The organism is Pseudoflavonifractor sp. MSJ-37 (genome assembly GCF_018917965.1).
Classification (GTDB): Bacteria; Bacillota; Clostridia; order Oscillospirales; family Oscillospiraceae; genus Pseudoflavonifractor_A.
The window spans coordinates 231,475-252,015 of record NZ_JAHLPP010000001.1 but is presented as its reverse complement, the minus strand read 5'-3'; the positions used below and the strand labels follow the sequence as shown (position 1 = coordinate 252,015).

Annotated in this window: 17 protein-coding genes, 1 CRISPR repeat array and 1 other annotated feature (1 of these 19 only partly in view); of the genes, 2 read left to right on the top strand and 15 right to left on the bottom strand. The window is 63.1% G+C overall.

Features of this window, described 5'->3' with window-relative positions; translation table 11 throughout:
- Positions 1-435: a CRISPR direct-repeat array (repeat unit 28 nt; unit sequence GGATCACCCCCGCGTGTGCGGGGAATAG); it reaches 1,850 nt to the left of the window's first position.
- A 45-nt stretch (positions 436-480) separates the two neighbouring features.
- From cas2e to KQI12_RS01075, 13 genes are all read right to left on the bottom strand, one after another.
- Positions 481-1,356 carry a type I-E CRISPR-associated endoribonuclease Cas2e gene (cas2e, locus tag KQI12_RS01135; RefSeq protein WP_216570030.1) on the bottom strand — a complete coding sequence of 292 codons (876 nt, stop codon included), beginning with the start codon at positions 1,354-1,356 and terminating at the stop codon, positions 481-483.
- Entirely contained in the window at positions 1,353-2,297 is a 945-nt protein-coding gene (gene cas1e, locus KQI12_RS01130) for a type I-E CRISPR-associated endonuclease Cas1e (protein ID WP_216570029.1), read from the bottom strand. The genes cas2e and cas1e overlap by 4 nt, the downstream gene beginning before the upstream one ends.
- Positions 2,290-2,931, bottom strand: a complete 642-nt coding sequence (gene cas6e, locus KQI12_RS01125; RefSeq protein ID WP_216570028.1) for a type I-E CRISPR-associated protein Cas6/Cse3/CasE — start codon at positions 2,929-2,931, stop codon at positions 2,290-2,292. The genes cas1e and cas6e overlap by 8 nt, the downstream gene beginning before the upstream one ends.
- Positions 2,922-3,572: a type I-E CRISPR-associated protein Cas5/CasD gene (gene cas5e, locus KQI12_RS01120; protein ID WP_216570027.1), complete on the bottom strand. Its 651-nt coding sequence runs from the start codon at positions 3,570-3,572 to the stop codon at positions 2,922-2,924. Before cas5e ends, cas6e begins: the two co-directional genes overlap by 10 nt.
- The gene (cas7e, locus tag KQI12_RS01115) at positions 3,569-4,654 is read right to left on the bottom strand and encodes a type I-E CRISPR-associated protein Cas7/Cse4/CasC (RefSeq protein ID WP_216570026.1); all 1,086 of its coding nucleotides are present in this window, start codon (positions 4,652-4,654) and stop codon (positions 3,569-3,571) included. The genes cas5e and cas7e overlap by 4 nt, the downstream gene beginning before the upstream one ends.
- On the bottom strand, positions 4,647-5,240 hold the full coding sequence (gene casB, locus KQI12_RS01110) for a type I-E CRISPR-associated protein Cse2/CasB (protein ID WP_216570024.1): 594 nt from the start codon (positions 5,238-5,240) through the stop codon (positions 4,647-4,649). Before casB ends, cas7e begins: the two co-directional genes overlap by 8 nt.
- Entirely contained in the window at positions 5,233-6,888 is a 1,656-nt protein-coding gene (gene casA / locus KQI12_RS01105) for a type I-E CRISPR-associated protein Cse1/CasA (protein ID WP_216570022.1), read from the bottom strand. Before casA ends, casB begins: the two co-directional genes overlap by 8 nt.
- Positions 6,860-9,619, bottom strand: coding sequence for a CRISPR-associated helicase Cas3' (gene cas3, locus KQI12_RS01100; protein WP_216570020.1), 2,760 nt, complete (start codon positions 9,617-9,619; stop codon positions 6,860-6,862). The genes casA and cas3 overlap by 29 nt, the downstream gene beginning before the upstream one ends.
- Positions 9,620-9,873: 254 nt before the next feature.
- The gene (locus KQI12_RS01095; protein WP_216570018.1) at positions 9,874-10,611 is read right to left on the bottom strand and encodes a phosphatase; all 738 of its coding nucleotides are present in this window, start codon (positions 10,609-10,611) and stop codon (positions 9,874-9,876) included.
- Positions 10,612-10,877: 266 nt separating this feature from the next.
- Positions 10,878-12,566 (bottom strand): 2-isopropylmalate synthase, encoded by a 1,689-nt coding sequence (gene leuA, locus KQI12_RS01090; protein ID WP_216570016.1) that lies wholly within the window; start codon positions 12,564-12,566, stop codon positions 10,878-10,880.
- A gap of 76 nt (positions 12,567-12,642) precedes the next feature.
- Positions 12,643-12,881: a binding site (T-box leader), on the bottom strand.
- 70 nt (positions 12,882-12,951) lie between these two features.
- Positions 12,952-14,439 (bottom strand): glycerol kinase GlpK, encoded by a 1,488-nt coding sequence (gene glpK / locus KQI12_RS01085; RefSeq protein WP_216571333.1) that lies wholly within the window; start codon positions 14,437-14,439, stop codon positions 12,952-12,954.
- A gap of 53 nt (positions 14,440-14,492) precedes the next feature.
- A complete protein-coding gene (locus tag KQI12_RS01080) occupies positions 14,493-14,915 on the bottom strand; it encodes a NusG domain II-containing protein (RefSeq protein ID WP_253290757.1) in 423 nt (140 codons plus the stop codon).
- On the bottom strand, positions 14,884-15,975 hold the full coding sequence (locus tag KQI12_RS01075; protein WP_216570014.1) for an FAD:protein FMN transferase: 1,092 nt from the start codon (positions 15,973-15,975) through the stop codon (positions 14,884-14,886). The genes KQI12_RS01080 and KQI12_RS01075 overlap by 32 nt, the downstream gene beginning before the upstream one ends.
- Positions 15,976-16,169: 194 nt before the next feature.
- Between KQI12_RS01075 and KQI12_RS01070 the strand changes: the two genes are divergently transcribed.
- Positions 16,170-16,943: a hypothetical protein gene (locus KQI12_RS01070; protein WP_216570012.1), complete on the top strand. Its 774-nt coding sequence runs from the start codon at positions 16,170-16,172 to the stop codon at positions 16,941-16,943.
- 512 nt (positions 16,944-17,455) lie between these two features.
- A complete protein-coding gene (locus KQI12_RS01065) occupies positions 17,456-19,252 on the top strand; it encodes a Na/Pi cotransporter family protein (protein ID WP_371817915.1) in 1,797 nt (598 codons plus the stop codon).
- A gap of 90 nt (positions 19,253-19,342) precedes the next feature.
- Here the strand turns inward: KQI12_RS01065 and KQI12_RS01060 are convergent, their stop codons facing one another.
- Together KQI12_RS01060 and KQI12_RS01055 are read right to left on the bottom strand one after the other, a co-directional pair.
- Positions 19,343-19,633 (bottom strand): hypothetical protein, encoded by a 291-nt coding sequence (locus KQI12_RS01060; protein WP_216570010.1) that lies wholly within the window; start codon positions 19,631-19,633, stop codon positions 19,343-19,345.
- A gap of 31 nt (positions 19,634-19,664) precedes the next feature.
- Positions 19,665-20,390, bottom strand: a complete 726-nt coding sequence (locus tag KQI12_RS01055) for a GntR family transcriptional regulator (protein WP_216570008.1) — start codon at positions 20,388-20,390, stop codon at positions 19,665-19,667.
- Positions 20,391-20,541: the final 151 nt, after the last annotated feature.

Here is a 20,541-nt window from a genome sequence, read left to right as displayed (position 1 = left end):
GGGAATAGAGCTCCGCCGCCCGGTCAGCACAATGGGCGTACGGATCACCCCCGCGTGTGCGGGGAATAGGTTCGTCCGACTCTAGACGCAGGCGCACGCAAAGGATCACCCCCGCGTGTGCGGGGAATAGCGGTTACGGGTGCGGGTACAATAGTTCCTGCTGGGATCACCCCCGCGTGTGCGGGGAATAGTTTTACCCGCCCACGCATTACATCCGAATAGAAGGATCACCCCCGCGTGTGCGGGGAATAGCGTACCACTTTTCCACAGGCTTCTCCTCTCCGGGGATCACCCCCGCGTGTGCGGGGAATAGAAGTTTCGTCCTCCTAAATATTTTGACCGATTGGGATCACCCCCGCGTGTGCGGGGAATAGGGAAAGGACGGACTCATCGCCTCGAGCGAATCGGGATCACCCCCGCGTGTGCGGGGAATAGGCTAAAAAAAGCCTTGAAAATCAAGGGCTTTCGATCCCTCGGCAGTCAGTTTTCATTCAGTTTCTCATAGACCCGGAAGGTCGTGATGCAATCCTCCAGAGCTCGGTGCCTGCCTTTTGTCTCGATTCCGAAATAAGCCGCCAGCGTCTCCAGCCGGTAGTCTGGTATGTCCCGTACCTCTCTTCTTGCCAGCCGCAGGGTGTCACAATAGGAGACCCTCGGCATAGAGATCCCAGTCTGCACACTCGCCTTTCTCAGAAAAGCGAGGTCGAACGAGAGGTTATGACCTACCACAGTGCTTTCGCCTATGAACTTCCAAAACCGTTCCAATCCTTCCGACAGTTCTCTCCCTTCCTTGAAAACCATCTCTTGTCCGATCCCGGTCAGGGCTGTGATCTCATCCGGGATCGGACGCACAGGGCGGGCCAGTGCGGAGAACGACTCCGCGATTTTGTGGCTGATCACACGGACCGCTCCCAACTCCAGGATCTCGTCCTGTTCCGCGTCCAGGCCCGTGGTCTCGATGTCTATGACCACATAGCCCTCCCTCGCTTCTTTTCTGGCACGGGCTGCCTGCTTCCCCTGGACCATCTGACTGACCGCGGCTTTGCTGGGAGGCCGTCTCTGCCCATCCTCCGGCGGTCTGGTCGTGATAGGACGCCGCATGAGCGTCAGGCCTTCGAAGTCCACCGGCTGCCAGATCGTATTGTGGACCCGAAACTCCATCCGCTGCTCATTTTGGGCTGGATACACCATGGTGGCCCGGCCTCTCGGCAACTCGCCGCAGATCCGTTTCCACAGCTCTTCCCGAACTCTCTGGCTCATCCGGCCCACATAGACCCCGGTATCGATCTCCATCAGCCATTTGGACAGGTCTCCCCGGAGCCGGGGCGGGCAGTCCGTCACCGTCACAACGATCATCGCTCCTCCTCCATGCCGTAGGAGCGTCCGCTCTCTACCATGCCTTTCTTATCGTCCCAGAGATAGATCGCATCCCCGCCGTCCGTCTCTTCTCCTTCACAGGCGAACAGCGTCCTTATATCTTGTACGATCCGTTCCATGAGATGACAGCGCACCATGGCGTCCCGGGTCCGCCGCCGCATGGCAGAGCCGATCTGTTCCTTATCCACCGTGGCCGCCAGCTCGAAGGCCAGCGGTATGGTGATATCCGCTTTATACAGGTCCGCGATGTCATAGACGAAGGAGCGCTCATGTCCAGTATGGACGAATCCCAGTCCTGGAGAACATCCCAGCGCCTGGATCACCGCATGGGCCGCCCCATAGAGACAGGCGTGGCCGGCGGACAACGCCTGGTTCACCGGATCTCCGCCTGCGAAGTCATCCGGATCGTAGGCCCGTCCGTTCCAAGGCACCTTCCACTCCTTCGACGCACGGCGGTACACCGCGCGGATCCTGGCCCCCTCCCTGCCCCGGAGCTGCTGGAGGGTGAGCTGGGACACATCTTCTCCCGGGAAGCGCATACGGTACATCTGACGGACCACGCCCAGCCGCAGGCGGGTATTGCTGACGAGCTGGGCCTGCCGGATCAGCAGATCCGATTTGTGGGTCAGCGGACGGCCTCCGGCATAGTATCGAACGCCGTGCTCTCCCACCCACAAGGCACTGACACCGGCATCCCCGATCAGTTCCATGGCACGATGGGTCACCTTCGTCCCTGGACCCAGAAGCAGTACGCTGATCGCGGCGGCGGGCACGAACACTGTCCCCTGGTCGTCGGTCACGGTGATGGCGCTGTCCTGCCGGTTCAGGACACAGCGTTCCAGATAGAGGAACGTCATCCGGTCCCCGATCTGGGGAAGGGCCTGCAACTCCGGCCGGATCATGCCCGGTATCTCAGCCATCAGCCTCTCCCCTGTGTACGATCGTCATGAGGCCGGCACCGTATGCCTTCCCCCGGCCGATCCCACCGCAGAGCATCTCCCGGAAGCGGTCCGGGTCGCGGACCTCCAGGGTCCCATCGTAGGTCACGGCCAGGAAGGTCACCTGATGGCCCGTGGTCCCCTTCCGGAAGCGGTACCACTTCACTTTCGTGACGGTGAAGTCGTCCCGCTCCAGCGAGAAACCATGTTTCTCACTCTGTTCCAACAGCCACTGGATCTGATGCTCTGTGGTGCTGTGCGCACAGACCCGCCCCCGTTTGCCCGGTCCCGCCGGGACACTGTAAGTTGGGCTGGCACACAGGCGGAACTGCCATCGGCTGCCTGCCCGGACCCGGTCCAGGAGCGGCCCATACTCCCTGGTCTGCCAAGTCTCCCCCGGCGGCGCGAACTGGTCCGCCGCCTCAGTGAGATCCGGGACCTCTTCACTGAGGAGGAGGAGATAGTCCTGACCGTTCCGATGGTCGATCCGCCACAAGTTCCGCTTTCTGGGCCCCTGGAACGCGTTCTCGACCGCCCCGTGGAATTTGTTTGGGGAAGACAGTGCCGTCAGCGTCCGGCGGCTGCCCCCATCCAGATGCAGTTGTGTCAGGTACATATCCAGTCCTCCAATTCCGCCATGGGATTATGCTCCGCGTCAGAGCCCAGATACCGCTCGGTCACCCGGCGGTAGGCGTACTCCCGGCGGGCCGGATCGAAGGACAGCGGTACATCACGGATGAGACCGCCCCCCTCCCCCGGCTCCGCGTCCAGGACCAGCCGAGTCGCTCCCGGCGGTGCGGTGGTCCTCAGGGCCTCTTCCAGAGGCTTTTCGACGATCTCCAGGAAGACGCGTCCTACCGGCGGGCAGGAGCGCCGCCCCAGATACAGCGGGAACGCCGGGGCCCGCAGGGCCTGTCCGATCCGCTCCAGCAGTCCTCTGTCCCCGCTCTCCAATCCCGCCACGAACACGGCATCCGCCAGATAATAGCGCTCCGTCACGTAGGGGCTCCCTTTGGCCGGACGCGCCGTGTGGAAGTCCCGCATCATGGAGCCCTCTCGGTCCACCCGGACGCCGAAGCGGAGCTCTGCCAGCGGACGCAGCGCCTCTTTGTCCCGCCGCCGGATGCCCAGCGCCGCGGCGGCCAGACCGAGCACGCCGCTCTTGCTGGGCTCCCGGCCCGTGCGCCGGATGTCGAATCTCGAGTCCGTCCCCCAGGACTGCATCGGTCCTGCCAGACGCAAGAGCAGCGTGCTCATCCCTGTGCCTCATGGCTGTTCAGCCAGGCCTCCAGCGCATCCAGCAACTCATCCACCGAATGGGGCTCTCCCAGTCCCTCCATGCCCTTGCCCACGGTCAGGGCCAGCACCGGTGCGGAGGCAAAATCCGCATAGGTCTCCTTCGCGTACTCCACGAGGGCGTGGATGGAGTTCCCCACATGGCCCTCGTTCCCGGCCCGGACCGGCTTCTCGAAGGCCCCGGCCAGATTGATGGGCTGATCTCTACGGACCGTCACATAGACGGCGTCCGGCCGGGTCCAGTTGGCAAAGGTGTTTTGTTTCCCGGTGGGCATACTGCGGATGAACGCCTCCAGGAAGGCTTTTACCGCCTCCGGCGTTTTCCCGCCCAGCATCCCTTCCAGCTCGCCCACGTTCACGGTGGCATAGCGGTACAGAGTGGAGGAGTTGAATTCCACCGTGCCCAGATGCCCCGCACCCGCATTGTCCTCCGGGAAGCAGTCGTCCACCGCCGTGAAGTAATCATACTCGTTCTCCACCGCATGGGTGGAGATCGCATGGGCCACCTGTGCTGCCGCATCATAGTTCAGGCAGGGATCGTCCGCCACCATCCGTCCGAACAGCGCCAGATCCACACCGGGCATGCTCTTCAGCGCGGCCTGACACTCCGCTTTGTCGAATTTTCCATCTCCTTCCCGGAGCGCGATCGCTGCCAAGGCATGGACCTGACTGGGGCTGATGAAGAACAGCGCGCCGGTCTTGAGCTTCTCCTTGTCCTCCTTGATCTTGATGCCGGCCGCCTCCAGGACCTTCCGGCCCAGACTCTGCGCCTGCTTCTCAGAACAGTCCGGAGAGAGTGCGATGATCTCCGCCGCGATGAGGTCTACCACCATCTTGGTCCGCTGGCTCACATCCCCCTCTGAGAGCATCTCCCGGAACTTCAGCCGCATGGCCCGCTTCCACGCCTGACTGGACACCCGGGCCCGGGTCACGCCGCCATAGACGGCGGTCTTGGGGCTTCCGGTGTCGTCCCGGTTCACGCAGCTGGGGGGCACAGTCTGGAGCACGTGGATATCTACGTAGAGTCGTTCATCGTTACGCATGGTCGTCATCCTTTCCATCTTCGTCCCGGACCACGGTCCGGTAAAAATCCTGTCCCCAGCGCAGGCGGACCCGGTCGGCCCCCTCCGGCGTCTGGAACTCATACAGATCGCCCGCCAGTTCCACATAGTCCAGCGGGATCCCTTCCCTGCGCAGGAGCTGGACCAGCCCCCGCAGGTGGTGCATACACTCCGGCATGTCCCGTGCCGTAGCAAAAGCATTGAACCGGCGCTGGACCGCCTTGAGCCGGTCCTCATCGCCGCCCGCCAGTCTGCGGACGGCCAGGCCCAGCCGCTGGCCCTCCGCGTGGACGCTCTCTCCCGTGCCCTGCTGATGCAGGGCATAGATGGTCAGCGCGCCGGACACCGCCCATTCCGCCCAGGTCGGCTCCCCGGTCCGGCTCATGAGTTCCTCCGGGAAGTCCCGGAACAGCAGGCCCCAGAGCTCCGGAAGCGCTCCGGGACGCTTTCCGATCCCCCGGCGCAGGTTCGCCAGATCCGCCCGGAGCAGATGGACATTGGTCTCCCTCTGCCACTGTCCCAGCCGTTTCCGCACATAGGACCGCACCATCGCCTTGTGGTCATCCATCGGCTTCTCCCTCCTTTTTCGTTTCGATACCAAAACATTTCCGAATACTCCAAGAAAAACGGTCAAACGCACTGGACGAGGAGAGGCAGATCTCCCGGTCTGTTTTCCTGTCCTTCACCCAGCGGCCGGTGAAGGCCGCCGCTCCGGCGCTGCGGACCATCCTCCGGCCCTGTTCCATCGCCAGCCGATAGGCTGTCCGCCGCCATTCCATATCTTTTTCCGCCCGGAGCTCCTCCTCATTGCCCTGCTTCGGATTGATGGACCGGAGCCAGCCCCGGAACGGGAGGTCCACCGCGCCATAATACTCCTGTTTGGCCTGATGGACTCTGGCCGTCTGTGTGGGGCTGTCCGGCAGACCGCCCCCGGCCCGGAAGAGCTCCTCCGCCAGTTTCCCAAGGAGCCACGCCGCCTTATCGACCCGCTCGATTGTCTGACGGATTCGTTCGTTCCATAGACCTCCCACTTCATCTAGAAGTTCCGCATGAAAATCCAAGTGATCTGCAACGACTTCTACTATGGAACTTCCCTTGGCATCATACACAGCACCTACCGACGAGATGTGGACGATCTTCTTCCCCATGGCCTTTGCTTTTTTCAGTTCCTGTACCCATCTTACGATCCCCGGTCTATGTCCCTCTTTCTTCTCATCAATGATCGTCTCAAAATCTCTCCACATCTGTCTCTCAGGATTTGCTTTGGCAGGTCTAAAAAATTTTTTTGTCCTGCTCCGCTCTTCTTTTCTCCATCGCGTCATCTGTTCGTTGAATGCGTCCACATCTCCATCTTTCCCGAAAAAATCGCCTCCAGTGACCCGATAAGCTACTACTCTGTCAGACTCTCTGTACAAAAGTATCCTCCTGGACTGCAATGTCAACAGCCCCGCCTGGTCCTTAGGCATTTCGACTTGCCGCTTTTTCGCTTCTTTCAATGGGGGTTTCTCCCAAGCCGGCACACTTTCTTCCCATATGGTGTCCTCTCCTATGGTGTCCTCTCCACTTGTAAAGACAAGGTTCAGCATGAGGGTCTCAAACAAATCATCTCCGGTCGCATAGAGGTCGATGTGCTGGCCCAGCCACCCTGGGCCCGTTCCGGTCTCTACTTTGGTCGAAACATCATCGAAGCCCATGATCGTGACCAGCCACCGGGCCGCCTCCGCATAGGTGAGGCGTTCTTTTTCCCTCCCGGCCCGTATTGGGAAGAGCCGGAGCTTATTGCTGCTCTCCGACAGCTCTCCATTCAGCTTGGCGGCCGTGTAGCCCGTCCCCTTCCCGGCCCCCGGGACCTGATAGAAGGGATGCTCCGGATGGAACAGCCAGAAGCGGTCCTTCCACGCTTCTAAGTAGTCACGGATGGGCGGTTCCGGCAGATGCCCCGCCTCCCACAGCTCCCGCCAGCGCTCGATGGCCTGATCCTCCTCCTCGATGGGGTCGTCCTCCCCCTCCGAATCCACCCGGTAGAACACCGTATGGAGGACCGCCAGCAGCAAGCGCAGGACCGCCACGTCCTGCGTCGGCAGTTCTCCGGCCAGACGCCGATACTTGTGGCTCTCCAGAAGCACCTGTGTCAGGGACCGCTCCTGGACCGTACAGTCCTCCGTCATGACCCGGATCCACGGTTCCTCAAGCAAATTGAATTCGATCAGCTCCATGCTCTCCCTCCACTTCTCTCAGTCCGACCAACGGATCGTAACACAATTTTTCCCCGGTCAGCTCGACCGTCCCATCCGCCTCCAGGACCAGGAACAGTTCTCCGGTCAGCATCGGTGCCTGCGTCCAGAGCGGCAGACACCAGGTCCGGCGTTCCAGTTCGCGGATGACCTCCTCCGCGCGATACTGCTTGCCGAAATAGGCCGGCAGACGCAGGCGCTGGGCCGCGATGGCCTTCGCTTCCTCCCTGCTGGGCTGGCTGTCCGCCCGGTATCGGGTCCCTTTTTCCGCGCCGGACAGCAACTCCAGATCCCCATCCTCTGTCCGACGCACCACCAGCACCTCGATGGCGCTGTCTCCGTCCCGGACGGCCGCACGGGCCTGTGGATCCGTGAGACCCGGCGCGTCATCCATCAGGCCCACGATGCCGTCGGGGTCGATGCCCCGTACGGGCCGGGGCAGGAGGCAGCCCTTCGCCCTTTGCTGTTTCTTCCCCTGCTCCAGCCGGTATGTCTCTTCTGCCGCTCCATACTCCGGACTGTCCTCCGGGGACCAGGTCTCATCATAGGTCTTTTGTACCAGCGGAGAGATGTCCTCCGGCAGACGGATCGTCTCCGGCAGGAGGGCTCGGGTCCGCAGGAGGAGATAGTCTCCATAGACGGCACTGCTCCCGCGCTCCAGTGTGTCCTGCGCTCCCATCACCAGACATCGGGCCTCTTCCAGCCCCTGCGGCCGCAGTCTGGGATGCCGGTGCAGACGGCCGATCCGCTGGAGCAGGAGCTCCATAGGACACAGGTCGGTGATCAGCAGGTCGAAGTCCAGGTCCAGAGACTGCTCCAGCACCTGAGTGCCGATGACCAGCACGCCCTTCCGCTTCTCCTGCGTGGACCGCTTTCCGACCCGGTCCAGGATCTCTTCCTCGTGTTCCAGCCGGTCCTGCGCCAGAAATCGGGAGTGGTCCAGCAGGACCACAGCCTCTGGATATCGCTCCGCCATGATGTCCCGCAGAGCCTGCGCCCGCTTCACCGTGTTGACGATCATACCGACGCAGCCCTGCTCCAGCGCCCGTCCAGCCGCTTCGGCTGCCACGTCCTCTTCCACCCGCCGGACCGCCACGCTTCGGCGCTCTCCTCCGTCCGGGATCGGATCCATATGGACGGTCCCATCCACCATCCAGCTCAACAGCGGATAGGCCTGGCTGGTCTCCGCTTCTTCCGTCTGCCGCTTCTTGGCTTTGCGCTGTCCCGAATAGGCCCGGAGCAGTCCCGCCCGGCGTTTTCCCGGGAGCGTGGCCGACAACAGGATCACCGGAATCTTATAAGCGCCCAGCCAGTCCAGCACCCGGTCCAGATAGATGTTCATGTATGCGTCATAGGCGTGGCACTCGTCGATGATGACCACCTTCCCGGTCAGGCCCAGGTGCCTCAGCATCACATGGCGCTGTTTCAGTCCCGCCATCAGGAGCTGGTCCACCGTGCCGACCACCAGATCCGCCAGTAATCCAGTCTTGCGTCCTTGGAAGAAGGAGTGGACGGTCAGGGACTCCTCATCCGCCTCTCCCTGTCCGACCTGTGCCCGCCCCTCCTCCAGCGCCTCGAACTCTGCATTGAGTCCCGCCTGACCGTGGACCAGTTCTACGGCGATCCGGACCGCGTCCGGCTGATGCTTCGCCCACTGGATCATCCGGTGGAACATGGCGTTGGAAGTAGCCTGTGAAGGCAGGAAAAAGGCCGCTCCGCCCAAGTGGAAGCGCTGCATCAGGATCTCCGCGGCGGCCAGCGCCGCTTCCGTCTTGCCCTGTCCCATAGGCGCCTCCAGGATCATCACGCCGGGTGCCTCCATCTCCGCCGCTGCTCTCTCCATCTCCTTTTGGACCGCATTGGCGGCGAAACCGAACCGTCCCTCGAAATAGTCCTCGGACTTCCAGTCCTCCGACACGCTCCACGGCTTTGGCAGACGCAGTTTCCCAAGCGCCCGTTCCGCCCGCTCCGACGGTGCCTCCCCGGGCAGTCCCTCCATAGGGATCAGTGGGAAATAGGCCGTATTGCTGGCGATCCAGTCCGCCATGATGACGAGACCGGTCAGGGCCATCTGTGCCGTGATTGAACACTCCGACAGAGCCCCGGGAGACTCCAGTCCCTGTTGTTCCATCGCCCATCGAATCAGGTCCTTCTGGACCGCGTCCCACGGACCAGAGCGGTCTTTGCTGCTCTCCCACCCGAAGGACCGTGGCGAGACCCTCCAGAGCGGCTGGTCTTCCACATCTGTCCAGCTCTCCGGAGTCCCATGATGCGCCCCCACCACAGCGGCCAGACTGCTCCCGAAGCCCTCCAGCCGGAGGAGTTCTGCCCCAGCCGCGCCGTGAGGGAGCCTGATATCCACTCTCAGCTGTTGGAACTCCGTCTCCAGCCCAAGATCCAGGAGGCGTTCCCGCAGCTCCGGTCTCCGCTCCGTGATCCTCCACTGGAACAGTTTGGTGCTCTTTCCGATGTCATGGAACATCGCCGCCGCAGTTGCCAATGCCATGAAGTCCTCCCGGCTCAGACCGAGGCTCTCATGATACCGCTCCGGCAGCCATTCCTCCACCAGATACCGCATGACGGACGCTATGTCCTGAAGATGGATCGTCAGGGGGAGCCATAGCCGCTCGTCCACCGCATCTGTCTTGGCCACGAGGGCGGCGCGCCTCTCCGCCGCTGTTCCCTGCATCGCTTGGGGCATTCGGTCCAGCATATCGTTCTCACCTCGTATATTTCATTATACACTATTTCGCCTAGAAATCAAGTGGAGGCACACAAATATTCCATCCGTCATCTCTCCCGTTCCGTCTTTTCGCCGAACATTCCCAGTTCATTCCTTTTTCCGCATCATAACACGATGACAGTCCCATTCTACGGACTTTGCGCGCAAAAAGCTGGAGGAACGCCCTCCAGAAGCGTCCCTCCAGCTTTTTCATCCTTCTACCCTTCTATTATTATCTATCCTCTTCATCCCTTCCGCGCCTGCGCCCGCTTGGTCTGGATGACCGCCCGGAAGGCGGCGGGGTCGCGGTTCAGGACCAGCTCCTCGGGGAAGTCTAGCTCCTTCAGCAGGGCCTCGGCGTACTGATGGCGGCCCACATAGGAGAAGAAGTGGGCGTCACTGCCGATGACCACCGGAACGCCCTCCTTCTTGCAGATCTTCAGCATCTCCGCGCAGTGGACCGGGGCGTTCTGCCGGAAGCCGCCGGGGGTCAGGGAGCTATTGTTCACCTCCAGCAGGACCCCGTGGTCGGCGGCGGCCCGGACCAGCGTGGGGTAGTCCAGCGGATAGCGACCGTCGTCCGGGTGGCCGATGATGTTGATATAGGGGTCCTCCATGGCGCGGACGAGCCCGTTGGTATAGGCCTCCGCCGTATCCCCGGTGGGGATACACTTGGTGTGCAGGCTGACGATCGCCATGTCCGTCCGGGCCAGGAGCCGATGGTCCAGATCCACATGGCCCTCGCTGTCCAGCAGGTCCAGCTCCACGCCGGCCATGACCTGGACGCCGAAGATCTCCCGGTCGATCACGCCCAGGTTGGCGAAGTAGTCGGGGCAGGTGGTGCCCTCCATGGCGGGCGCGTGGTCCGTGATGCAGATGAGCTCCAGGCCCTGGTCGGCGGCGGCCCGGACCATCTCCAGCAGAGTACAATAGGCGTGGCCGCTGGCCACGGTGTGGGTATGGCTGTCCAAGAGATGCTTCATGCTGTGTCTCCTCATTTTCGATGTCTTTTTTCTCTAAAAGCATACCCGGATCGGGCGGAAAATGCAAGCGGGCGGGGACCATTCCGGTCCCCGCCCGTAAAGTTTGGCGGAACAGACAAACGGGGGGAGCAGCCCCCCTCCGCCCCCATGTACGGCTGGAGCACGTTCCCTCTCCGTGGAAGCGCTCACCCCCGAAGGGAGGGTAGCACAGGCGGCGGACGGCCCTGTCGATCCCGCTCAGTCGCGGATCGTCCGGCAGAACGTGTTTAGTCCTTCGCGGTGACAGCCCTGTTGATGGCGGACAGGATGCCGCGGAGGGGGGCCAGGTTGATGTTGTGGCTCATGCCCACGCCGAACCAGTCCTTCCCGTTCTCATCCTGGAGGTGGATGTAGGCCACGGCCTGCGAGTCGGAGCCCTGCTTGATCGCGTGCTCCTTGTAGTCCACGAAGGTGAAGTGGTCCATCTTCTGGCCGTGGATCGCGTTGAAGAAGGCGTCGATGGGGCCGTTGCCAGAGCCCTGGACCTGGAACACGGTCTCCTTGTGCCGGAGGGTGCCGGAGAAGGTCACGTGGGAATGGCCCTCCTCGTCGGTGAACTCGGCGAAGGCGTGGCGGACCAGCTCATAGGGCTTGGCGGCGTCGATGTAGTTCTCCTTGAAGAGCTCGTAGATCCGCTGGGGCTGGAGCTCGGTGCCCACCCGGTCGGTCTCCACCTGCACGATGTGGCCGAACTCCGGGTGCATGGCCTTGGGCAGGTCGAAGCCGAAGGAGTGCTGCATGACGAAGGCCGCGCCGCCCTTGCCGGACTGGGAGTTGATGCGGATGATGGGCTCGTACTGCCGGCCCACATCGGCGGGGTCGATGGGCAGGTAGGGGATCTCCCACTTGCCGGAGCCGCTCTCCTGCATATACTGGCTGCCCTTGTTGATGGCGTCCTGATGAGAGCCGGAGAAGGCGGTGAACACCAGCTCGCCGGCATAGGGCTGCCGCTCGCCCACCTTCATCTTGGTGCAGCGCTCGTACATCTCCCGGATCCGGTTGATGTGGGAGAAATCCAGGCCGGAGTCCACGCCCTGGGTGTGCATGTTCAGGGCCAGGGTCACGATGTCCACGTTGCCGGTGCGCTCGCCGTTGCCGAAGAGGGTGGCCTCCACCCGCTCTGCGCCAGCCAGCAGGCCCATCTCGGCGGTGGCCACGCCCTCGCCCCGGTCATTGTGGGGGTGCAGGGAGATGATGGCGCAGTCCCGGCTGGGCAGCTTGGAGATGAAGTACTCCAGCTCGTCGGCGAAGTAGTTGGGCATGCAGTTCTCCACGGTGGTGGGCAGGTTCAGGATGACCCTCTTCTCCGGGGTGGCGTGGAGGTCCTCCAGCACGGCCTGACAGATCTCCACGGCGTAATCCATCTCGGTGCCCATGAAGGACTCGGGGGAGTACTCATACCGCAGGTCCATGCCCTCGGCGATGACGGGCTGGGACAGCTCGTAGATCAGCTTGGCGGCGTCGGTGGCGATCTTGGTGATGCCGTCCATGTCCATGTGGAACACCACCTTCCGCTGGAGGGTGGAGGTGGAGTTGTAGAAGTGGAGAATCACGTGCTTGGCGCCCCGGATGGCCTCGAAGGTCTTCTGGATCAGATGGGGCCGGGCCTGGACCAGCACCTGGATGGTCACATCGTCTGGGATGTGGCCGCCCTCGATCAGCTCCCGGCAGATCTCATACTCCGTCTCCGAGGCGGAGGGGAAGCCGATCTCGATCTCCTTGATACCGATGTCCACCAGCGTGTGGAAGTACTCCAGCTTCTCCTGCAGGTTCATGGGGTCCACCAGGGCCTGGTTGCCGTCCCGCAGGTCCACGGAGCACCACACGGGGGGATGGCTGATCTGCTTGTCGGGCCAGGAGCGGTGCTCCATCTTCAGGGGGACGAAGGGGATATACTTCTCGAAACCTTTGCTCATCGTGCTGTACCTCCAAAATATGAGAACGTAGAAAGTTTGGGCCAGAGGGAAAAACAAAAGCCCCTGACCATAATCGGTCAGGGGCGTAGCAGTCATGTACGCGGTACCACCCTGGTTCCGTCCGCCGTCTCCGGCAGACGCTCACGGCCTCCAGCAAGGCCACAGCCGGTAACGAGGCCAGTCGGCACGCCCTACTTCCGATTCAGGCGGACAACTCCGGGACCAGTATCCACAGGGGGCCCTCATACCGGCTCGCACCCGCCGCCGGCTCTCTGGATGAGACGTTCCCTGTCTTCTTCCCATCATCGCTTTTCTCCTATTATACAAAGCAGGCGGGCGATCGTCAAGGAGAATCGTCGTAGGCAGAGCGTGGAGCGGTCGGGCGTCAATGCTCCGCCCAGTCGAGGCTCCGGCCCACGGCCTTGTGCCAGCCGCGGAGCAGGGTCTCCCGGCGGTCCGGCGCCATGTCCGGCGTGAAGAGGGCGTCCCGGCGCCAGGAGGCCCGGAGCTCATCCAGGTCCTTCCAGACGCCCACAGCCAGGCCCGCCAGCAGGGCGGCTCCCAGGGCGGTGGTCTCCCGGACGACCGGGCGCTGGACCGGGCGGTCCAGGATGTCCGCCTGGAACTGGAGCAGGAAGGCATCCCGGCTGGCCCCGCCGTCCGCCTTCAGGTCGGTGAGCTGGAGGCCCGTGTCCTTCTCCATGGCGGCGGCCAGATCGGCCACCTGATAGGCGATGGACTCCTGTGCCGCCCGGATGATGTGCTCCCGCTTCGTGCCCCGGGTCAGGCCCACCAGACAGCCACGGGCGTACATGTCCCAGTAGGGCGCGCCCAGCCCGGTGAAGGCGGGCACCAGATAGACCCCGCCGGTGTCGGGCACGGACCGGGCATACTTCTCCGCCTCCCGGCTCTCGTCCAGGAAGCGCATCTCGTCCCGGAGCCACTGGATCACCGCGCCGCCCACGAACACGGAGCCCTCCAGCGCGTACTGGACCTTCCCCCCGAGGCTGGAGGCGATGGTGGTGATGAGGCCGTTCCGGCTGGCGCAGGGCACCGAGCCCGTGTTCATCAGCAGGAAGCACCCGGTGCCGTAGGTGTTCTTGGCCTCGCCTGGGGAGAAGCACGCCTGTCCGAACAGGGCAGCCTGCTGGTCGCCGGCGATCCCGGCGATGGGCACCCGCGCCCCCTGGAGGTCCGTATATCCGTAGATCTCGCTGGAGTCCCGGACCTCCGGCAGGAGGGCGGCCGGGATGTCCAACGCCTCCAGCAGGACCGGGTCCCAGCGGAGCCGGTGGATGTCGTAGAGCATGGTGCGGGAGGCGTTGGTCCGGTCGGTGGCGTGGACCTTTCCGCCGGTCAGGTTCCACAGGAGCCAGCTGTCCACCGTGCCGAAGAGGAGGCGGCCCTCCTCCGCCATGGCCTGGGCCCCTTCCACATGGTCCAGGATCCAGCGGATCTTGGTGGCGGAGAAATAGGCGTCGGGCACCAGGCCGGTGACCGCCCGGATGTGGTCTCCATAGCCCCGGGCCAGCAGGTCATCCACCAGCGGGGCCGTGCGGCGGCACTGCCACACGATGGCGTTGTGGATGGGCCGGCCGGTCTCCCTGTCCCAGAGGATCGTGGTCTCCCGCTGGTCGGTGATGCCGATGGCGGCGATGTCCGCCCCGGTGAGGCCGCATTGGGCCAGTACCTCCATCATGACGCCGTACTGAGAGGACCAAATCTCCATGGCGTCGTGCTCCACCCATCCCTCCCGGGGATAGTGCTGCGTGAATTCCTTCTGGGCCATGCCCACGATCCGCTGTGTGCGGTCGAAGACCACGGCCCGGGAGCTGGTGGTGCCCTGGTCCAGTGCCAGCAGGTAGTCTCCCATCATGATGCCTCCTTCTAAGGGTCCCTCGAAAAAGTCGTTCCGGCGGGAACTTTTCACCCCGCCACTACGTCAAAGTCGTTTGCCGATGCATCCGCGCCGCCGGTCAGGGAGATGATGCACTTGTTGGGGAGGCAGACGATCTGCTCCCCCGCCCGGCCGATCCAGCCCGTGTGGACGCAGTCCTGACTGGGACAGTCGCTGTGGGCCACTCGGACCCCGTTGGAGCGGAGCTCCAGCGTCATGGGATAGGGGGCGTCCAGCTCCACGGTCTCGGTCCGGCCGCCCAGCTCCGACAGGTCATAGGCGCCGAGCAGGGCCCCGTCCATCCGGACCTCGGCGGTGAGCCGGTCCGCCGGGACCGGCCGCAGGAGCCAGAGCAGCACCAGCGCCGCCGCCAGGATCAGCAGGGCCACGCCCCCGTCCCAGAGGGTGGGCCGCCGCCGGTCAGCGGCGGACGATCTCACAGTTCCAGCCATGGCCGTCCTCCTTGTCCGTATCGTCCGCAAAGGCACAGCGGTCCTCCAGCCCCTCGGTGAGGAGGATCCGGCCGTCCTCCAGGCAGAGCACGCAGTCGAACGAGCCGTCCCGCCGCCACAGGTCCAGCGCCTCGTCGGGGCCCATCAGGAACAGGGCGGTGGACAGGGCGTCGGTGCGGGCGCTGTCCCCGCCCACCACAGTGACGGAGCAGATGCCGGTCTGGCCCGGCCAGCCGGTGCGGGGGTCCAGGATGTGGTGATAGGTCACGCCGTCCTCCGTGAAGCACTGCTCATAGGCCCCGGAGGTGGACAGCGTCTCGTCGGACAGGGAGAGGACCAGCAGGGACCGGTCCGGGTCCTTCGGGTCCTTGACGGCCACCCGCCAGCGATCGCCGGCGGCATTGGTCCCCCGCAGGGCGATGGTGCTGCTGCCCAGGTCCAGCAGGGCGTCGGTCACGTCATACCCATCCAGCAGGGCGTCCAGCCGGGCGGCGGTATAGCCCTTGGCGATGCCGCCCAGATCCACCTCCATGCCGGCCCGATCCAGCCAGGCGGTCCCGGCGGAGGCGTCCACATGGAGGGCGGAGGCGTCCACCAGCGGCAGGAGGCCGTCCAGCTCGGACCGGCTGGGCAGGCGGTACTGGGCCGCGTCGCCGGTCCCGAAGCCCCAGGCGTCGATCACTGGGGCCACGGTCACGTCGAAGGCCCCGTCCGTGTCCGTCCCGGCGTCCAGGGCGGCGGAGAGGACCTCCACCGTCTCCGGGGCCAGGGCCACCGGGGAACCGTCCCCGGCGTGGGCGTTGAGGCGGGCGATGTCGCTGTCCGGGTCGTTCCGGTCGAAGAGGGCATCCAGACGGCCGATCTCGTCCACGGCAGCCTCCAGCGCGGCCTCCTTGTCCGGGCCATAGAGCTGGAGGGACATGATCGTGTTCATGGCGAAGACCTGCCGGGCGGCGGGCTCCTCCCCGGCGGAGGCGCTCGTGGGCGCGGAACAGGCCGAGAGCAGGAGGCCCGTCAGCAGGACCACGGGCAGGAGAAGAGAGAGGTGACGGTTCCACATAGTCGAAGCTCCCAAGATCGTTTTTTCAGGTCCGGCGCAGGGCCGGTATCCGGTCCTCATTGTACCATATCAGGACGGGCCCGGTAAATATCCAAGGCGACATAAAAGCGGGTTTTTCCTGTTGCAAAATCAGGGAGCATCTGCTAAAATATACGAATGCGAGACTAACGTTGCATGACACAGGAGATGAATGCATGGATAAGAGAGAAAGAGCGGACCAGGCCAAACAGCAGGAGGAAGCGGCGATGAACCGCGTCCTCATCTGGATCGGCGGCTCTGTTGTTCTAGAGGCTCTGCTTTTGCTCCTCAACCGGTATTATGCCGATTATAAAGTGAAGGATATCCAGATCGCGGTGGCGCTTCGGAGCGTGTTCGATGTGCTGGCGGTGGCGCTCCCGGTGTGCTTCCTGGCCGGGTTGGTCTGGTGGGTGGTCTCCTGGAAGAAGGGCCCCCATAAGCTCCTGCCCCAGGTGGTGACCACTGTGCTGGGCGTGCTGGCCGTCTGTGCCGTGGCGGTCAAGCTCTACGCGGGCACGGGCATCAAGGTCCTCTACGTGGCGGTGCCCTGTCTGGCGGCGCTGGCGCTGGTGTACTACCTCTATCAGCGGGAATTCTTCGCCATGGCCGTCATGAGCGCGGCGGGCTTCCTGGGCCTGTTCCTGCTGGACCGCCGGGTGGCGCACCCCACGGCGGTGTACGGCTATCTGGCCGCTGAGGTGGTCCTTCTGGTGGCCGTAGCGCTGATCGCCCACGCTCTCCAGAACGGGGACGGCGTGCTGACCTGGAAGGGCCGGAAGTTGGAGGTCCTCCCGGAGGAGGCCAACTACACCATGATCTATGCCACCGGTCTGGTGGCGGCGCTGGTCCAGGTCATCGGCCTGGTGATGGGCGCCACCATGATGCTCTACGGCGTGCTGGCCGTGTGGCTCCTGGCGATGGCGGTGTACTACACCGTGAAGCTCATGTGATACGGAACGACCGAAGGGCCGTCCCCCGCTGGGGGACGGTCCTTTTTGCGTGCCGAACCAGTTCGACACGCTTCTCAGAAATGCTGGCCCATTCTTTGCAAAGAACGGACCAGCATTTCTTCGAGGGGGATGCAGGCCGCCGCGCGCACTCGCTTTGCTCGCACACCAGCGGCCTGAGAAGAGTTTTTTCTGAGGCACATGTCCTCAGAAAAAACACCTTACCTCTCATTCCGTCGCCTGCGGGCGACGGAACTCTGCGAGGCTCCGGTCTCACTCAACGGGAGACCGGACTTTTTCGACCGTCTGCGGCCGTCCCCCGCTGGGGGACGGTCCTTTTTCGTCGGGACCCTTCGGATACCGTCCGAAAATTTCGCCAGATCGCTTCCCCGGATCCTATCCAAAACAGACATTCTTCCCCAACTTCCGACTTTGGGATTTACGAACGGTGTCTCTCCGTTATATAATAGCCTCAAAGTGTGCTTCCCTATGATCGAGATCAAGGAGGAAATGGTGTGGATCTGATAGACATCATCACGATGCTCGGCGCAGTCGCCACGTTCCTGTTCGGTATGTCCACGATGACCGAGGGTCTGGAGAAGCTCTCCAGCGGCCGTCTGGAGACCATCCTGGAGCGGCTGACCAGCAACGTGTTCAAGAGCGTCCTGCTGGGCGCGCTGGTCACCGGCCTGATCCAGAGCTCCGCCGCCACCACCGTCATGTGCGTGGGCTTCGTCAACGCCGGCATCATGAAGCTACGTCAGACCGTGGGCATCATCATGGGCGCCAACATCGGCACCACGGTGACGGCACAGCTCCTGCGGCTGGGCGACATCTCCTCGGACAACCCCCTGATGCTCCTGCTCAAGCCCGCCGCCCTGGGCCCCATCCTGGCGGTGATCGGCATCCTGTTCTATATGTTCATCCGGGGCGGGCACAAAAAGACCATCGGCCAAATCGTGCTGGGCCTGGGCCTCCTGTTCATCGGGATGCACACCCTGGAGATCGCCGTGGCGCCCCTCCAGGAGATGCCCGAGTTCCAGGAGCTCTTCGTGTCCTTCTCCAACCCCCTCCTGGGCGTGGTAGTGGGCGCGCTGGTGACGGCCCTGCTCCAGAGCTCCTCCGCCTCCATGGGCATCCTCCAGGCCATGACCTCCACCGGCGTGGTCACGTTCAACGTGGCGATCCCTCTCATCATGGGCCAGAACATCGGCACCTGCGTCACGGCTCTGTTGTCTGCCATCGGCGCCAGCAAGAACGCCAAACGCACCGCCTGCATCCACCTGCTCTTCAACGTGGTGGGCACGCTGGTGTTCCTGATCGCGCTGTATGTGGGCAACGCCCTCTTCCACTTCCCCTTCTGGACCAGCCTCATGGACCGTGGCAGCATCGCCAACCTGCATCTGGCCTTCAACTTGGGCTGTACGATCCTCCTGCTCCCCTTCCGGGACGTGCTGGTGTTCCTGGTGGAGCACATCATCCCCGGCGACTCCGAGCAGCATGACGTGTCCGTGCTGGACGAGCGCTTCCTGGCCACCCCCGCTCTGGCGCTGGAGAAGTCCCATGACACGGTGGTCCAGATGGGCCGCTTCGCCCAGGAGAACTACCGTCTGGCGGTGGAGCTGCTGGAGGACAAGTTCGACCCCAAGAAGCTGGAACGGCTGAAGGAGACCGAGGCCGCCCTGGACAAGCTGGAGAGCCTGCTGGACAGCTATCTGGTCCGCCTCAGCGACCGGGCATCCCTCTCTCCGGAGGACAGCGCCAAGGTCTCCGAGCTCCTGCACACCCTGTCCGACTTCGAGCGGATCGGTGACTACGCCGTGAACATCTCCGACTGCGCCGTGGCCCTGCATGAGCGGGGGCTCCACTTCTCCGGCGCCGCCAGGAAAGAGGTGGAGGCCATGACCGGCGCCGTGGGCGAGACCATCGACAAGGCGCTGGACTGCTATACCCAGCGCTCTCAGGCTCTGGCCATGGAGGTGGAGCCGGTGGAGGAGGTGGTGGACCTGATGCGGGACGAACTGCGCATCCGCCACATCGAGCGTCTCAAGACCGGCGAGTGTACCATCGAGCAGGGCACCCAGTTCCTGGAGCTGCTCATCAATCTGGAGCGCATCTCCGACCACTGCTCCAACATCGCCCTGTATATCGTCCGGGAGACCGCGCCCCCGGACTCTCTGATCCGCACCGATTCCCACGCCTATATGCACGCCCTGCACCACGGCGAGGACAAGGAGTTCGACCTCCGGTTCCAGGCTGCCCGCCAGAAGTACTACGCCCCCATCGAGCAGTGGAAGGCCCACGAGGGCTGACGCGAGGCGCCCTCTCCTGATACGAAGATAGCATACAAAAGACCGGCCGGACGCATGGGATGCGTCCGGCCGGTCCGTTCGTTCCAGCGGTCAGCTCAGCTTGACCTCTTTCGCCTCCTCCGGGAAGAAGGCGTTGTCCAGATCGTATTTGTTGTGGGCGGTGGAGTCCCGCAGGACCCGGCCCTCCAGAGAGTAGCAACGGATGAAGCGGCGGCCGTCCACTGTGCTCCAGTGCTCCACGTCCCAGGTCAGATAGCCGTCCTCATCGGTCTTTTTCTCCGGCAGGTACAGGTCCACCTGACGGTTGGCCAGCATCTGGTCGATCAGGCCCTGCCGGTCCAGCTCCAGCTCGTTCTTATGGATGGTGTCATACACTTTCATGGCTCATCGATCCTCCTATCTATTCTATGCCTCAGCGTCCCAGATCCCAGTTCTGGAGGGTGCGCAGATGGTAGTACTTGGGGTTGAAGTAGTGGGTATTGTGGACCACCGGGAGATCTGTGATATCGTAGAACACCTGATCGCTGCTGTCGATCGGCGTCCCCTTCGGCGATTGGAACACATCCACCAGCTGATCCGGCAGGCCGATGGGGATATACTCGTTCAGGGCGTGTGCCACGTCCCGGCCCATATAGTCCCGGATCATCTCGTGGATATGGGCGAACGACATGACCTCCACATCCCAGCGGACAAAGAGCTTCTCCGGCATCCGACCGATGGTGTACACCGCCGGGTTCCCGTCCGCCAGATAGACCAGTCGGTTGACCAGGACCTTGTCCCCGTCCTCCAGCTTGAGCATCTCCCGCTCCTGTTCATTGGCCACCTGCCACTCCTGAGAGAGGAGCTTGATCGTGGCCTGATAGCCCTTCTTCTTCAGATACTCCGTGTAGTAGTAGCTCCGGTTCTCATAGTCCAACGTACTGGGATGGACATAGTTGCCCGACCCGTGCCGTTTGGTGATATAGCCCTCCAGAGCCAGCATCATCAGCGACTCCCGCAGGGTGACGAGGCTGATGCCCAGCCGGTTGGCCAGAGCGGCTTCGGAGGGGAGCTTGTTCCGGTCGAAGGTCTCGGTCCGGAAGATCTCCAGGATCTTGTTCTTGATCGCCATGTAGGCACTGTAGTTCGTTCTAGACATGGTGGGCCTTCCTCTCTGCTTCTGCGTTCCGGGATGTGGCATCCGCCTCATATCCCCTATATCTCTATAATTGTATGGATATAAAACGGATACCTATTTATCTTACCGCATCTTTTCCAAGATATCAATATCCTACAAAAAATTTTTCCGA

What these genes read in the sequence shown, in the direction of transcription:
- casB (WP_216570024.1), bottom strand. Translation starts at nt 5,240, where the DNA reads ATGGATGACCACAAGGCGATGGTGCGGTCCTATGTGCGGAAACGGCTG.
- KQI12_RS01070 (WP_216570012.1), top strand. Translation starts at nt 16,170, where the DNA reads ATGGATAAGAGAGAAAGAGCGGACCAGGCCAAACAGCAGGAGGAAGCG.
- cas7e (WP_216570026.1), bottom strand. Translation starts at nt 4,654, where the DNA reads ATGCGTAACGATGAACGACTCTACGTAGATATCCACGTGCTCCAGACT.
- cas3 (WP_216570020.1), bottom strand. Translation starts at nt 9,619, where the DNA reads ATGCTGGACCGAATGCCCCAAGCGATGCAGGGAACAGCGGCGGAGAGG.
- cas2e (WP_216570030.1), bottom strand. Translation starts at nt 1,356, where the DNA reads ATGATCGTTGTGACGGTGACGGACTGCCCGCCCCGGCTCCGGGGAGAC.
- glpK (WP_216571333.1), bottom strand. Translation starts at nt 14,439, where the DNA reads ATGGGAGACTACCTGCTGGCACTGGACCAGGGCACCACCAGCTCCCGG.
- KQI12_RS01060 (WP_216570010.1), bottom strand. Translation starts at nt 19,633, where the DNA reads ATGAAAGTGTATGACACCATCCATAAGAACGAGCTGGAGCTGGACCGG.
- cas1e (WP_216570029.1), bottom strand. Translation starts at nt 2,297, where the DNA reads ATGGCTGAGATACCGGGCATGATCCGGCCGGAGTTGCAGGCCCTTCCC.
- KQI12_RS01075 (WP_216570014.1), bottom strand. Translation starts at nt 15,975, where the DNA reads ATGTGGAACCGTCACCTCTCTCTTCTCCTGCCCGTGGTCCTGCTGACG.
- leuA (WP_216570016.1), bottom strand. Translation starts at nt 12,566, where the DNA reads ATGAGCAAAGGTTTCGAGAAGTATATCCCCTTCGTCCCCCTGAAGATG.
- KQI12_RS01055 (WP_216570008.1), bottom strand. Translation starts at nt 20,390, where the DNA reads ATGTCTAGAACGAACTACAGTGCCTACATGGCGATCAAGAACAAGATC.
- KQI12_RS01095 (WP_216570018.1), bottom strand. Translation starts at nt 10,611, where the DNA reads ATGAAGCATCTCTTGGACAGCCATACCCACACCGTGGCCAGCGGCCAC.
- cas6e (WP_216570028.1), bottom strand. Translation starts at nt 2,931, where the DNA reads ATGTACCTGACACAACTGCATCTGGATGGGGGCAGCCGCCGGACGCTG.
- cas5e (WP_216570027.1), bottom strand. Translation starts at nt 3,572, where the DNA reads ATGAGCACGCTGCTCTTGCGTCTGGCAGGACCGATGCAGTCCTGGGGG.
- casA (WP_216570022.1), bottom strand. Translation starts at nt 6,888, where the DNA reads ATGGAGCTGATCGAATTCAATTTGCTTGAGGAACCGTGGATCCGGGTC.
- KQI12_RS01080 (WP_253290757.1), bottom strand. Translation starts at nt 14,915, where the DNA reads ATGGCTGGAACTGTGAGATCGTCCGCCGCTGACCGGCGGCGGCCCACC.